Annotated in this window: 13 protein-coding genes; 7 read left to right on the forward strand and 6 right to left on the reverse strand. The window is 63.0% G+C overall.

Going from position 1 to position 14,508, the window contains the following annotated elements; genetic code table 11:
• Positions 1–42: 42 nt before the first annotated feature.
• Complete coding sequence (gene mutL, locus A7X77_RS28110; RefSeq protein WP_064686118.1) at positions 43–1,860, reverse strand: DNA mismatch repair endonuclease MutL; 1,818 nt, start codon at positions 1,858–1,860, stop codon at positions 43–45.
• A gap of 183 nt (positions 1,861–2,043) precedes the next feature.
• On the opposite strand from mutL, the gene A7X77_RS28115 reads away from it, so the two are divergent.
• Both A7X77_RS28115 and A7X77_RS28120 read left to right on the forward strand, forming a co-directional pair.
• The gene (locus A7X77_RS28115) at positions 2,044–3,774 is read left to right on the forward strand and encodes a response regulator (protein WP_064686119.1); all 1,731 of its coding nucleotides are present in this window, start codon (positions 2,044–2,046) and stop codon (positions 3,772–3,774) included.
• Positions 3,775–3,942: 168 nt separating this feature from the next.
• Complete coding sequence (locus tag A7X77_RS28120; RefSeq protein ID WP_064686120.1) at positions 3,943–5,307, forward strand: putative bifunctional diguanylate cyclase/phosphodiesterase; 1,365 nt, start codon at positions 3,943–3,945, stop codon at positions 5,305–5,307.
• A 93-nt stretch (positions 5,308–5,400) separates the two neighbouring features.
• Here A7X77_RS28120 and A7X77_RS28125 read toward each other — a convergent pair whose 3' ends face one another.
• From A7X77_RS28125 to A7X77_RS28145, 5 genes are all read right to left on the reverse strand, one after another.
• The gene (locus tag A7X77_RS28125; RefSeq protein ID WP_064686121.1) at positions 5,401–6,006 is read right to left on the reverse strand and encodes a PRC-barrel domain-containing protein; all 606 of its coding nucleotides are present in this window, start codon (positions 6,004–6,006) and stop codon (positions 5,401–5,403) included.
• 221 nt (positions 6,007–6,227) lie between these two features.
• Complete coding sequence (locus A7X77_RS28130) at positions 6,228–7,115, reverse strand: SMP-30/gluconolactonase/LRE family protein (RefSeq protein ID WP_064686122.1); 888 nt, start codon at positions 7,113–7,115, stop codon at positions 6,228–6,230.
• Positions 7,116–7,119: 4 nt separating this feature from the next.
• Positions 7,120–7,752 (reverse strand): 2-dehydro-3-deoxy-6-phosphogalactonate aldolase, encoded by a 633-nt coding sequence (locus A7X77_RS28135; protein WP_064686123.1) that lies wholly within the window; start codon positions 7,750–7,752, stop codon positions 7,120–7,122.
• Between the two features lie 13 nt (positions 7,753–7,765).
• Positions 7,766–8,680, reverse strand: coding sequence for a 2-dehydro-3-deoxygalactonokinase (locus A7X77_RS28140; protein WP_064686124.1), 915 nt, complete (start codon positions 8,678–8,680; stop codon positions 7,766–7,768).
• The gene (locus tag A7X77_RS28145) at positions 8,680–9,450 is read right to left on the reverse strand and encodes an SDR family NAD(P)-dependent oxidoreductase (protein WP_432431355.1); all 771 of its coding nucleotides are present in this window, start codon (positions 9,448–9,450) and stop codon (positions 8,680–8,682) included. The genes A7X77_RS28140 and A7X77_RS28145 overlap by 1 nt, the downstream gene beginning before the upstream one ends.
• A 98-nt stretch (positions 9,451–9,548) precedes the next feature.
• Between A7X77_RS28145 and A7X77_RS28150 the strand changes: the two genes are divergently transcribed.
• The 5 genes from A7X77_RS28150 to A7X77_RS28175 all read left to right on the forward strand — a co-directional run bounded on the left by A7X77_RS28150 (position 9,549) and on the right by A7X77_RS28175 (position 14,502).
• Positions 9,549–10,346, forward strand: coding sequence for an IclR family transcriptional regulator (locus A7X77_RS28150; RefSeq protein ID WP_064686172.1), 798 nt, complete (start codon positions 9,549–9,551; stop codon positions 10,344–10,346).
• A gap of 224 nt (positions 10,347–10,570) precedes the next feature.
• A complete protein-coding gene (locus A7X77_RS28155; RefSeq protein WP_064686126.1) occupies positions 10,571–11,308 on the forward strand; it encodes a helix-turn-helix transcriptional regulator in 738 nt (245 codons plus the stop codon).
• 146 nt (positions 11,309–11,454) lie between these two features.
• A complete protein-coding gene (locus A7X77_RS28160) occupies positions 11,455–11,667 on the forward strand; it encodes a hypothetical protein (RefSeq protein ID WP_064686127.1) in 213 nt (70 codons plus the stop codon).
• A 264-nt stretch (positions 11,668–11,931) separates the two neighbouring features.
• Positions 11,932–13,116 carry an Mrp/NBP35 family ATP-binding protein gene (locus A7X77_RS28165; RefSeq protein WP_064686128.1) on the forward strand — a complete coding sequence of 395 codons (1,185 nt, stop codon included), beginning with the start codon at positions 11,932–11,934 and terminating at the stop codon, positions 13,114–13,116.
• A 411-nt stretch (positions 13,117–13,527) separates the two neighbouring features.
• Entirely contained in the window at positions 13,528–14,502 is a 975-nt protein-coding gene (locus A7X77_RS28175) for a magnesium transporter CorA family protein (protein WP_064686130.1), read from the forward strand.
• Positions 14,503–14,508 lie beyond the last annotated feature (6 nt).

The raw sequence follows: 14,508 nt of genomic DNA on the forward strand, positions 1-14,508 counted from the left end.
TGCGTCTGCCATACTCCCGCAACAGCGGCTTTGCCAGCTTTTTTAGCTTCTGCCGAAAAGCCGCTCGATATCGCTGAGCTTCAATTCGATATAGGTCGGCCGGCCGTGATTGCACTGCCCGGAGCCGGGCGTCACTTCCATTTCTCTCAGCAGCGCGTTCATTTCCTCCGGCCGCAGCCGCCGTCCGGAGCGAACCGATCCATGGCAGGCCATGGTCGCTGCCACATATTCGAGCTTGGCCGACAGGCCGGACGCCGTGTCCCATTCGGCGATCTCGTCGGCAAGCTGACGGATTAGGCCATGGGCGTCGACCTCGCCGAGCATCGCCGGCGTTTCGCGCACGGCGATCGCCCCGGGACCGAAGCGTTCGATCGCCAGTCCCAGGTCCGAAAGCTCGGCCGCATGCTGCATCAGCCGGTCGCAATCCTCCTCGGGAAGGTCGATAATCTCAGGGATGAGCAGCACCTGCGAGGCCAGCCGCTTCGAATGCAGTGCCTTGCGCATCGCCTCGAAGACCAGCCGCTCATGTGCGGCATGCTGGTCGACGATGACGAGCCCGTCTTCGGTCTGGGCGACGATGTAGTTGGCGTGGATCTGGGCCCGTGCGGCGCCGAGCGGATAGCGCCCGGTTGCTTCGGGAGAGGCCGGTTCGGAAGCGGTCGGCTGGGCCGACGGCGGCGGCTCGGCCCGCGCCGTCGGCATCGATAGCCCGTCGAAGGACGCCTGCGGCCGTTCACTGAGACCGCTTGCCGGCTGGTAGGGCCGAAAAGGCGAGGTTTCGGCCGACCATGGCGCTTGCGGCCGTTGCGCAAAAGGTTGGAAGCCCGGGCGGAAGGCGCGCAGCATGTCGCTCGCCCCTGTTGTCGCCGCCCGGCTGCCGTCGCGCGCCAGGGCCTCGCGGATGGCGCCGACGATCAGGCCGCGCACCAGGCCCGGGTCGCGGAAGCGCACGTCGGATTTTGCCGGATGCACGTTGACGTCGACGAGAGCCGGATCGAGGGTGATCGACAGCACCGCCACCGGATAGCGTCCTGAAGGAATCGTCTCGGCATAGGCGCCGCGGATCGCCGAGAGGATCAGCTTGTCCTGCACCGGCCGGCCGTTGACGAAGGCATACTGATGGGCGGAGTTGCCGCGGTTGAAGGTCGGCACGCCGGCAAAGCCGGTCAGCGCGATGTCCTCGCGCACGGCGTCGAGGAGAATGGCGTTGTCGCGGAATTCCTTGCCGAGCACCTGCGCCATGCGCGCCAAATGATCGTCGCCGGTCGCCGGAAATTCCAGCGTCGTGCGGTCCGAACCCGACAGCACGAAGCGGACGGCGGGAAAAGCGATCGCCATGCGCTTGACGATCTCGGTAATGGCGCCGGCCTCGGCCTTTTCGCTCTTCAGAAATTTCAGCCGCGCCGGCGTGGCGAAAAACAGGTCGCGCACTTCGACGATGGTGCCGGGATTGGCGGCGGCCGGCCGGAGATGCACGATCTTGCCGCCGGCAACAATGATCTCGTGGCCGCCGGCGCTGTCGCGCCTGCGGCTGGCGATGCTGAGCCTGGCGACGGAACCGATTGACGGCAGCGCCTCGCCGCGGAAGCCGAGCGTGCGGATATCCTCGAGAGTCTCGGAGATCTTCGAGGTGCAGTGGCGCCGGACTGCCAGTTCCAGATCGGCCGCCTCCATGCCGGAGCCGTTGTCACTGACCCGCAGCAGCGCCTTGCCGCCGCCTGCCGTGGCGATCTCGATGCGCGTCGCCCCGGCGTCGAGCGCATTTTCGATCAGTTCCTTGGCAGCGCTCGCCGGCCGTTCGATGACCTCGCCGGCGGCAATCTGGTTGATGAGCGTTTCGGAAAGCTGTCTGATGGCCATGGGCTATTTTCGGGGATTCGCGGGCTGGAGGGAAGGGGATTTCATAGGCTTTACAGAAGCGTGATCTGCGACTCCCCAGTTTCGACGGTCGGCAGTGTTAAGCCGGTTTTAACAGAAAAATGGCATTTTTATTCATATACCTCCGGAAGCTGCGAAAATCGAACAGATGTGGGACGCAATAGAATGAGTGCCGGCTTCGAAAAGGCGGACACGTCATCGGAAATCGACGGGACTCCCGCCGAGGCCGATCTGCAGACGGCGCTTTTCGATGTCGTGTGCGACGGTCTTTCGGCAGCGTTCATCATCTACGACAAGAACGATCACCTGATCTTCGCAAGCCGCCAGATTCTCGAATTCTTCCCGCTGCCGGCCGAGATGCTGAAGTCGGGCACGCGGCTGCGCGATTTCCTGGGCGCGATCTACGATACCGGCGTTCGCCAGCAATATGATGTCAGGCAGGGCGGCTCGCTCAGCCGCGAGGACTGGCTGTCGCAGAAGATCGCCTCGCATTGGCGCGAGCGCTTCGACGCCGTCGAGCGCCATGGCGCAGACAGCTGGGTCCGCTTCGTCAAGCGCCGGCTGCCGGGCGGTTACGGCGTCACCATCATCTCCGACATTTCCGAGGACAAGAAGCGCGAGGAGCAGTGGCGCTCGGATCTGGAACGGGTGCAGCTCACCGAGGACATTCTCGACAACCTGCCGTTTCCGCTTTTCGTCAAGGACCGCAACCTTATCTATGTCGCGGTCAACCTCGCCTTCTGCGAGAAATACCAGACCACCGCCGACGAGGTGCTCGGGCGCAAGAGCGGCGATCTTTTTTCCCCCGAGATCGCCAAACGCTTCGAAGAGAGCGACCGTCACGTGCTGGAGACCGGCGAAATGTCGATCTCCCGCCAGCGACAGATCTCCCGAGACGGCATCGAGCGCGACATCGTCAGCCGCAAGCACCGTATCGGCAAGCCCGGTCGCTATTTCCTGGTGTCGACGACGCAGGACCTGCCGCGCGACGGCACCGATCTCGAGGAGTTCGACCGCGCCTCGGCGATCACCACTTCCGCCAACCAGAGCTATCGCCGCGCCTATGTGCCGGTGCCGAGCGCGGTGGAGCGCCGCGAGCCGGCGGCGATGGAAGCGATCGTTCCGGAGAATTTCTCCGGCCGCAAGATTCTCGTCGTCACCGCCGACCTCGCCGCCGAGGCCGCGGCTTTGCGCACGCTGTCGAAATACGGTTTCGAATCCTGTTCGGTGCGCGGCGAGGACGAGGAGGAGCGCTTCCTGGAAATCGCCACCTCCTCCGGCATCTCGCTCGATCTCTTGATCATCGACAATCAGATGGGCATGCGCTGCCTCGAGCTCTCCGAGCAATACGGCATCCCGGCGCTCGTCATGGACGGCTTCCAGATCGCCAACGAGCTCACCTTCCAGATCGCCCGCCATTTCAATCGCAACAGCCGCAACAACGGCGCCGGCACCGATGCGGATTGGGACATCAGCATCTCCGACGACACGGTCGGCCTGCAGGTTCTCGTCGCCGAAGACAATGATATCAACCAGATCGTCTTCACACAGATCCTCGAGGGCCTCGGTTATCGCCACATGATCGCCGCGACCGGCGACGAGGTCGTGCGCCTCTGGGCCGAACACAGGCCGCAGCTGGTGCTGATGGATATTTCCCTGCCGGGCTTCAACGGCTTCGAAGCCGCGCGCCTGATCCGGCAGATGGAGGAAGCCGGGGTCGCAGCCCGCACCCCGATCATCGGCGTGATCACCCAGGCCTTCGAGCGCGACCGCGCCGAATGCGTCAAATCCGGCATGGACGACGTCATCATGAAGCCCGTCAGCCCCGACATGCTCGAGGCGGTATTTCAGAAATATCTGGTGGAAGAGGGCGTTCGGATTCGAACAAGCGCGTGATACTAAAAAATATGGGCCGTCTTCTCGTGACGGCATCCTGCTCTCGCCGATAACGTCAACCCCTTAAATCTGGGACGAATCGGGGTGTCAGGGCGGCTGATTTACTAGCGAATTGTTAAGAAATGCCGGTCATTCTTTGCTCGGCTGCGGAGGAAAGCTCGGGTTTGGATGATGAAATCGGCGGAAATGGCTTCCTTGACCGTGAGTCACAATGAGCTTCAGGCGATGGCCTATACCGATCCGCTGACCGGATTGGGAAACCGCAATCGCATGCGCGAGAAGGTCCTGCAGATTTCTGCCGAGCGCGCCAGCGATCCGGCTCCCTTCACCATCGGTATTGCCAATCTCGACAGCTTCAAACCAATCAACGATCTTTTCGGCTCCTCGGCCGGTGATGAAATCCTCTGCCAGGTCGCCCATCGCCTTAAGGCCTGCATTCCGGACGGCGCGCTGGTCACCCGTCACGGCGGCGACGAATTCGCCTTCGTGCTGCCGCTGATTTTCGAGCGGGCGAGCGCGGAGAAATTCGGACAGATGATCCGCGAGGTGCTGTCGGCGCCCTATGATCTCGGCGACCGCAACGTCCGGCTCTCCGCCTCCTTCGGCTTTGCCATCTACCCCTTTGCCGGAGAGGACTGCGAGGAGCTGCTGAAGAGCGCTGAAACGGCGCTGTATCGGTCCAAGCGCCGCGGCCGCGGCCAGATCACCGTCTATTCGCGTGAGATCGCCCAGGAGATGAAGCGCGCCACGCAGCTGGAGCAGGCGCTGAGAAACGCCATCATATCGGACGCGATCGACGTGCATTTCCAGCCGATCGTCTCGTTATCAAACAATCAGGTCGTCGGCTTCGAGGCGCTGGCGCGCTGGAACGATCCCGATCTCGGCTTCGTTTCGCCCGGCGTCTTCGTGCCGCTCGCCGAAGAGCGCGGTTTCATTGACGCCCTGTCGGAAACGCTGCTGCGCAAGGCCGCGGAAGCAGCGCTTTCCTGGCCGCGCGAACTCTTCCTGTCGTTCAATCTTTCTTCGGCGCAGCTGATGGATCCCGGCACGAGCGGCAGCATCCTGTCGATCCTCGGCCGGGTCGGCTTCGATCCGCATCGTCTGGAACTGGAGATCACCGAGACCGCGGTGATGGGGTCGGCCGACACCGCCCACCGCATCATCGCCGATCTGCGCGCCGCCGGCGTGCGCATCTCGCTCGACGATTTCGGCACCGGCCAGTCGAGCCTCGGGCGCCTGCGCGACTTTATCTTCGACAAGATCAAGATCGACCGTGCCTTCGTCTCGCGCATCAATTCCGACCGCGCCTCCGAACACATCATCAAGGCGATCCTTGCCATGTGCGACGGCCTGGAACTGGAAGTCGTGGCCGAGGGGATCGAGGATTACGCCGAGGCGGTGAAACTGCGCACGCTCGGCTGCGGCATGGGTCAGGGCTATCATTTCGGCCGCCCGGCCGATGGCATTGCGACGCTGCGTTTTCTGCACGAGAACTATTACGACACGGCGATGACCGAGCGCGTCAGCGCATAAGCAATACCGCTTGCAATTGCGCAATGAAACGGGCCAACAAAGTGATGGCGCCCCTAGGAGCGCCATCACCTACGCTATGCTACCGCGCGCGGTTTACTTAGGCGTGGTCGAGCCGGTTGCCGTCGTATCGGTACCGGGTGCGGCCGGGGCCTTTTCTGCTGACTGCATTGCCAGCGTCTTGAACTCAGGCGCAGCCTTCAGCGATTCAGCCGTCTCGGTGGTCGTCAGCTTGAGGCTGCCGTCCTGGGTGTTCTGAGCGATGGCAATCTTATCCATCGGCACCGCGACGTTCTTTTCGCCGATGCCCAGGAAGCCGCCGACGCCGACGATCGCAGCAACGATGCCGCCGTCCTTCTTGAGGATGAGGTCGTTGATGCTGCCGATGCTTTCATTGTTGGGGTTATAGACCGACTGGCCGATATAGGTGTTGGCGCTGATCTGATCCGCAGCCTGCTCCGTCAGATAGCTGCCCTCAGCCACATCCGTGCTCGGTGTTGCGGCCGGAGCCTGTGCGGCATCGCCTGCGGGTTTGGTGACGTCAGGGGTGACCGGCTTGGGAGCAGCCGGATCAGCCGGCGCTGTCTGGGTCGGAGCGGCGGGATCCGCAGGCTGCGGCGCGGTCTGCGAGAATGCTGCCGGTGCGAAAGCCGTGGCAAACAGCGCGCCAGCGGCAACGGTCGTCAAAAGTTTGCGTGTCATTTCGAACCTACTTTCATTTCCCTAGAGTGAGCGCTGACCCGGCATGGGTATTCCTTGCCGCGCCGGTTCGTAGGGAAAATGAGCGGTGGGCCGATTGGTTCCGGTTGAAAACACGGAAAATTTCTCGATTCTCACGGAACTTTTATGGAGGCATGGCCGCCGAAACGAAAAAGGCGCCCCCGCTCGGGAGCGCCTTGCATGGCGGTCGTCAGCCGCCGTCTTCAGATCACATAGACGGGATCAAATACACCCTTGACCCCGATGCCGAGTTCGAGCAGCGCGCCGGCCGAGGGCTGGGCCGACCGGGCGTCCTCGTCGAGCCCTTCCCAGGCTGTCGTCACCGCCAGCCGGTCGGCATTGACGCCGATGAAGGCGGGGCAGGATGGCTGGACGGCGGGAACCTTGTAGCGCGAGATGCGCAGACCGTCGGGATTGTAACGATCGACGACGCCGGCGCCCCAGCGGGCGTTCCAGATATAGCCGTCGGCATCGACCACCGAGCCGTCGATGTCTCCGGGCTCGTTCATGCTGTCGACGAGCACGATCGGCTCGCCCGCCGGCAGGCCGGTATGAGGGTCGACCATGACGCGCATCAGCCGGTTTATGCGGGAATCCGTATAATAGCCGATCGTGCCGTCGGGCGAGAAGCAGATCGAATTCGGAATGCTGATACCGTTGAAGATCTTCGTCACCTTGCCGCCGGCGACATGATAGATGGCGCCGGCCTGGTTTTCCGCCCGTTTGCTCATCGTGCCGATCCAGAGCGCACCGCAAGGGTGGGTGCGGCCGTCGTTCGAGCGGTTTTCCGGCCGGTCGTTTTCGAGCGCGGCGTAGAAGGTGAGATTGCCGCTTGTGAGATCGCGCACGAAAAGTCCTTCCTCCGTCGCGATCAGCTGCCGTCCGGCGTCGATGCGGGCCAGCACGCTTGCCATCACCGGCAACGGGTGCACCTTTTTCTCCCCCGTCGCCAGTCTGAGTTCGTGCAGCTCCTTGCCGAGGATATTGAACCACCAGACCGTATTGCTGTCCGGATCATAGGTCGGCCCTTCGCCGAGGACGGAATTGGTGTTGCAAAGGGTCTTGCCTTCGAACTCGTAGATGTCGGTCATACGCTCACGCTCCCATGGCTGCATCATAGGCGTAAATGGTCGTCTTGGCACGCTCGGCAACCTCTGCGGCGGTCATTCCCGGCTTGTAGAGGCTGGTGCCGAGGCCAAAGGCGAGGATGCCGGCCTTGGTGTAATCGGCGAAATTCTTGTCAGATACGCCGCCGACGGCGGCAATCGTCAGTTCCGGCGGCAGAATCGCGCGGATCGCCGTGATCCCGGAAGGACCGAGCACGCTCGCCGGAAAGAATTTGAGCCCGGTGGCGCCGGCCCGCGCCGCAGCCAGCGCCTCGGTCGGCGTGAACACGCCCGGCATCGTCACCATGCCATAGTCGCGCGCTCGGTTGATTACCTCGGGTTCGACATTCGGCGTCACCAGCAGCTTGCCGCCGGCCGCATTGAGGCTGTCGACCGCCTCGACCGTCAGCACCGTGCCGGCGCCGATCAGCACCTCAGGCGGCGCCATTTTTGCGGCGATCTCGATCGATTTGAACGGCTCCGGCGAGTTGAGCGGAATCTCGATCGCCGTCAGGCCGTTGTCGATCAGCGCGCCGACGACGCTTTCGGTCTCGTCCGGCCGGATGCCGCGCAGGATGGCGATCAGCGGGCGCTTCATGTCGGGGAAGGGGATACGGTTCATCGGGTCAGCTTTCTCAATTCGGCCAGATGGCTTCGGCGGCGGCCGACAGCCCGCGGCGCACGGCGGCGTCCGCATCGATGGCGGTGAAGGCAAGGGAGAGGGTTTTAAAAGCCTGTTCGTAGAGCGCCTGCAGGCGCCCGGAGGCGACGAGGGTGATGCCTGAGTTGGCGGCATCCTGCAGCGCGCCGGCGATTTCGAGGCCGATCAGCGTGCCGGAGAGCCGGGCTTGCGCGGCAGCGGCGGAGATCCCGTGCAGCAGCTGGCCGGAGCGGGCGGTAAACAGCAGGTTGGAGGCAAGGGCCGGTTGCGCGAAGGCGGCCGAGACCGCCGCCTCGAAGGCTGCCGCATCGGCCGGCTGCGCCTCGGCTTCGGCAACGGCATGCGCAAGGATCGTGTGTTTGCTGATCGCGTCAAAGAGCTCGCCGGTCATGAAGGTGGAAAAGCCGCTGACCTTGCCGTCGCTGACATGCACCCATTTCGAATGGGTGCCGGGCAAGCAGACCGCTTGGGCGCCGGCGCTCGTGCTGCCGAGCGCGCCGAGAAGCTGGGTTTCCTCGCCTCGCATGACGTCGGGCGTCGCCGCCTGCCGCTGGGCAAGGCCCGGCAGAATGCGGATATCGCGGCTTTCGCCGGGCACGGAAACCGCGCCGGTGAGGATGGCGGCAAGCGGCGTGGGCACGTCGATATAACCGGCCTCGATCCAGCCCTGCCTGGCGCCGGCCATGCCGCAGACGATCACCGGCAGGTTTTCCGGCGCCTCGACAGCGGCGAGATGGCTGGCAAGCACCGCGGAAAAGCCGGTTTTTGCCGCGCTCGTCATGCCTTCACCGCTGCGGCGCTCGGCAAGGACGCTGCCGTCCCGGCCGATCAGCCACAGCCGGAAGCTGCTGGTGCCCCAGTCCACCGCGACATAAGCGGGATTCGTCATTACAGAATGCCTCCATCGACAATCAGGGACTGGGCGGTCATTCCAGCCGCGCAGTCGGATGCAAGAAACAGACACGGACCGACGATCGCATCGGGTTTGAGCGGGACTTTCAGGCATTGCTGCTCGACCGAGTGGGCGATGCTCTCTTCGGTCAGCCAGAGCTGCATCTGCCGTTCGGTGACGACCATGCCGGGCAAGACGCAGTTGACCCGGATATTCTCCGGGCCGAGCCTGCCGGCCATGCTCTTCGTCAATCCGACGACCGCGGCCTTCGCCGCCGCATAAGAGGGAAAACCGCCCATGTTGAGCTTGAAGGCGATCGACGACATATTGATGATCGCGCCGCCGCCGGCGGCCCGCATCGATGGCGCCACCGCCTGCGAGGCGAAAAACACATGCCGCAGGTTGACCGCCTGGTTGTTGTCCCAATAGGCCTCGGTGACCGCGTCGAATTCGTGGCGGTCGTCCCAGGCGGCATTGTTGACGAGCACGCGGATCGGCCCGGAAGCGGCAACGACGGTATCGACGGTGCGCCGGATCGCCTCGATGTCGCGCAGGTCGGCATGATAAAAGGAAACCGGATGCGCCGTCTCCCGCGACAGCCTCTCGGCGAGTTCGCGGCCGGCAGTCTCGGCGATGTCGATGAAGGACACCTTGGCGTTCTGGCGCGCGAAACCTTCGACGATCGCCGCACCGATACCCGATCCGCCGCCGGTCACGAGCACGGTTCGGTCTTTGAACTCCGGAAACTGGGCTGACGTCGCGGTCATCATCTTCTCCCGAAGTATCGTTCCATTATTTGGAACTTGATTTGACTATATGGAATTATCGAATTATGCTGCCCTTTCTGTCAAGGGCGGATGAGACGATGGATGCAAACGGCGAGGGCATGGCGCAAGCCCGCGAGACCGGCACACTCGGCAAGCTGATGGTGCTGCTCGATCTCGTCACCCATGCGGATGCGCCGCTGCGTTTTACCGATATCCTGTCGCTTGCCGGCCAGCCGCGTGGCACCCTGCATCGCCAGCTCAGCCACCTGGTCGAGGAGGGGTTGCTCGAACTCGACGGCGATGGCCGCTATGCGCCGGGCCTGCGCCTGCTCGATTTCGCCGCCCGCAGCTGGGCGCGCAACGAATTCCGCCTGATCGCCGAACCGCATCTTGTCGATCTGCAGCATGCGACCGGCGAGACCGTGCATCTCGGCGTTCTCAGGGGGCAGTCGATCATCTACCTCGACAAGGTCGAGGGCCGCCAGCCGGTGCGCATGTATTCGCAGATCGGCAATGCCTCGCCCTGTTACTGCACCGGCGTCGGCAAGGCTGCGCTTTCGCTGCTTCCGGCCGAAAGCCTGGTCGATCTCCTCGCCGGCGTCAATTTCACCCGCTTTACCGCCGCCACCCACGCTTCGCCAGCAAGTCTGCTCGCCGAAATCCGTGAGATCGCCGATCAGGGCTATGCTTTCGATCGTGAGGAGCATGAGGCAGGCATCCGCTGCGTCGCCGCACCCATCTGGTCGGAGGATCGGACTTTTCTCGGCGGCGTATCGATCACCGGCCCTGCCTACCGCCTGTCGATGGAACTACTCGCCCAATGGGTCGTTCCGGTTCAGCGCGCAGCCGGAAGGATCATGGAAGGCATGCGCATCCGCCTCGGCCCGCGCCGCTAGCCTGAGGCGATGAGCAGGGCCCGGGGAAGCGCATGTATAAGACAAAAGACTGAAACGGAAAAAATTGAGATTTGCCGGCGAATCACCACAACTGGAAATAGTCCGCGAAATCGACTACACCACCGGCCGGATGCGTAAATGCCGCGGTCGATTGTATTGACCCATGGCAATCATCATTCCCCGATGCAAGCGAACGGCCGCCGCGCCGAAGATGAAGAAATGTGATGGAACCCTTGTCGCAAACATCCACGGAAGAAGAAGACGGTTACATCAAGGAAATTGCGGGCCTGAAGACCCAGTTCGACATTTTCCGGTTCATGAAACGCGTGACCGAAGCCTATCGCTGCCGCGCCTTCATGGTTCTCAATCTGCCGCCGATCACATCCCTCGACCTTCAGGGCAACACCGTCATCACCAGCTGGCCGGCTGAGCTTCTGGCGCTCTACGACCAGGAGGGGTTGATGGTGAACAGCCCGGTTCTGCGGCGGCTGAGAACATCGGCGCGGCCCTTCTTTTTCGACATGTCTCGACAGAACTGGCCGCGCGACGACGGCAAGTCCGCCCTCGTCGTCGGGCTGTTCGAACGTTTCAGGATGACGCGTTGCGCCTATTTCCCGACGCATGAGCCCTCCGGCCTGCGCGGCGCCGTCTCCTTCGCCGGCGATCGCGAGCTCTTTAGTCCGGCCGAGATGCGCGAGCTTTGTTATATCGCCATCCATGTCTTCGACAGGCTTGCCGAGATCCGCAACCTCGATACCCGTATAACCGATGCGCTCACCGACCGCGAGATCGATTGCCTGAACTGGACGGCGGCCGGCAAGACCAGCGCCGAGATCGCCGAAATCCTGGCGCTGTCCGAGCATACGGTCAATCATTACCTCAACCGCGCCACCAAGAAGCTCGACACCGTCAACCGCACCCAGGCTGTCGCCAAGGCGCTGCGGATCGGCCTGATCAAATAAGTTGCAAAGACGGCGATCCACTCCGACCGGCCGCCCAGCGCGTAGGCAGATCGGAGCGTGATCCGGCACATTCGACCGCGTTTCCCGCTTTTTCCATCTGGCACGCTTTCTGCATCTCTTCTGCCAGAGGTCCGGAGGGGACTTTGATGACCAGCGCCAGCAAATGGCGCGGCCGACACACCACCGCCGACGCCGATGCCGCTTCTCTCCCGGCCCTCGGCGTCGGCGGCGGTTGTTGCCTTTCGGCACCGCTTCTTGCGCAGCTGTTCACGATTTCCTGCTGCCGGTCACTTTTTTCTGGCCTTTTTTTCGGCTTGCGCTACTTCGCCCCGCATTGCGCCGGTTCTCGGGGAGAGTGACCGTTGCGGCCATCAGGGCGAAAGCCCGGCGGACTTGATGGCCGCAACGGATTTCGAATCCCGGCCGGCGTTTTCCAAAGCCGGCAAATCGATTTTCCTCCCGATGTTTTTGTTTGGCGAAGACGTGCGCCTCCACTATCTCTACCGCATGATTTAGCCTTGGCCGGAATCGACCAAGGCTAAATCATGCGGCAAGGTGCCATGGCGTCCTTTCTCGTCCTGAAAGACGCGTCGTGGACTGCAAGAAGAAGCAGTGAGGGTGGAATGACCGACGTCACCAAGGAACAGGTTCTCGAAACGCTGAAGACCGTGCGCGGACCGGATCTCGAGCACGACATCGTCGCGCTCGGCATGGTCTCCGATGTTTTCATCTCCGACGGCAAGGTTTATTTCTCCATCACCGTCCCGGCCGAGCGCGCCAGGGAGCTGGAGCCGATGCGGCTCGCCGCCGAGCGCGTCATCAAGGAAATGCCGGGCGTCAAGGGTGCGCTCGTCACACTGACGGCGGACAGGAAGGCGGCGGCCGCAGCACCTGCTGTCCGCCCCGCCCCGAACCCGCCGCACGGCCATGCCGGTCATGATCATGACAGCCATGATCACCAGCATCACGCCCAAGCGCCCCAGCAACAGGCGCCGCGGGCCGGCAAGATCGGCGTTCCCGGCATCGGCGCCATCATCGCCGTCGCCTCCGGCAAGGGCGGAGTCGGCAAGTCCACCACCGCCGTCAATCTGGCGCTCGGCCTGCTCGCCAACGGCCTTCGCGTCGGAATTCTCGATGCCGATATCTACGGGCCTTCCATGCCGCGGCTCCTGAAGATATCCGGTCGCCCGACGCAGATCGACGGCCGCATCATCAATCCGATGGAGAATTATGGCCTCAAGGTCATGTCGATGGGCTTCCTCGTCGACGAGGAGACGGCGATGATCTGGCGCGGGCCGATGGTTCAGTCGGCGCTGCTGCAGATGCTGCGCGAAGTCGCCTGGGGCGAGCTCGACGTCCTTGTCGTCGACATGCCGCCCGGCACCGGCGATGCGCAATTGACCATGGCCCAGCAGGTTCCGCTTGCCGGCGCCGTCATCGTCTCCACACCGCAGGATCTCGCTTTGATCGATGCCCGCAAGGGCCTCAATATGTTTCGCAAGGTCGAGGTGCCGGTGCTCGGCATCGTCGAGAACATGAGCTATTTCATCGCGCCCGACACCGGCACCCGTTACGACATTTTCGGTCACGGCGGCGCCCGCAAGGAGGCCGAGCGCATCGGCGTGCCCTTCCTCGGCGAAGTGCCGCTGACGATGAATATCCGTGAAACCTCCGATGCCGGCACCCCGCTCGTCGCCTCCGACCCGAACGGCGTCGTCGCCGGCATCTATCGCGGCATCGCCGCCAAGGTCTGGGAGCAGCTCGCCGGCCAGTCCCGGCGCCCGGCGCCGGCGATTGTCTTCGAATAGCGCAGAACCGGCGTGGGGACATAGAGAAAGGCCAAGCGCCGAATCACCGCCGCGATCACCCCAATTGTGGGGGAAACGTGGTGAAAAGCCGCGGTTCACGGAAGATGTCTTGATTATTTCACGGCTTTGCTGCATATGCCGCGGCGCCATGATGGCGTTGCTGCAGATGCTCAATGACGGCCGTCCTTCGTTTCGAAGGGTCTGGCCCACCTGCAAGATCGAAGGATTGGTAACTGCGATGCGGTGGAGCACAATGCGCATGCTGGCCTTGAAGGCCGGATGCAGCCGGAGTTTTATGAACTTTCTTGATCCGCTTCCGTTTGGACCTGGGACGAGCGCCCTTCGCGGCGCCGCGATGGGCGGCCGCATGGCGATGGCCACGAAGCGTCGTGAGCATCGGAGACGCTGCCGGTGATCACCGCTTACTGCTCCAATTGCAAAACGGTCGAGATCCGCGATCTCCCGCAGCCCGCATCCTTTCCCGAGGATGTCGTCTGGATCGATATGGTCGAGCCGAGCCGCGAGGAGGAGCTTTATGTCGAAAAGGTTCTCGGTATCGAGGTTCCGACCCGCGAGGATCTCAAGGACATTGAACCTTCGGCTCGCCTCTACATCGAAAACGACGCCGTCTTCATGACCGCGTCTCTGGTCTGGAAGGCGGAAACCGACGCGCCGACGCTGACCGATGTCGCCTTCATTCTGACCGGAAACCGTCTGGTCACCATCCGTTACGCCCACCCAAAATCTTTTGCGCTGTTCATCGCCGCCCTTCACCGGCTGCCGGAAAACTGGCGGAGCGGCGCGGCCCTTCTCGCCAAGCTCTTGGAGACGATCGTCGACCGCACCGCCGAAATCCTCGAGACCTCCGTCTCGCGCATCGACATTTTGTCGACGCATGTCTTCGGCCGGGCGAAAAGGGTGCGCAAGCCGTCGAACTACCTCGAGCAAAAGCTGCGCGATATCGCCGGTCATCACCGCATGATCAGCAAGCTGCGCGATAGTCTCGGCTCGCTGTCCCGGCTTCTGACATTCTTTCACACGATCCCGGCGATCCAGCAGGACCACGAGGCGAAGGAGCTCTGCCGCACCATCTCGCGCGACATCCAGTCGCTGTCGGAGCATGCCTCCTTCGTCGCCGCCAACGTCACCTTCCTGCTCGACGCCTCGCTCGGCCTGATCAACATCGAGCAGAACTCGATCATCAAGATTTTCTCGATCGCCTCGGTCGTGTTCCTGCCGCCGACATTGGTCGCCTCCATCTATGGCATGAACTTTCAGTTCATGCCGGAGCTGGCCTGGGCGGCGGGTTACCCCTACTCCTTGGCTTTGATGGTGATATCAGCCGTGATCCCCTTCTTCTTTTTTCGCTGGAAAGGCTGGCTCTGAGGAGCC

This window comes from Rhizobium bangladeshense (genome assembly GCF_001662075.1).
In the GTDB taxonomy this organism is placed as follows: Bacteria; Pseudomonadota; Alphaproteobacteria; order Rhizobiales; family Rhizobiaceae; genus Rhizobium; species Rhizobium bangladeshense_B.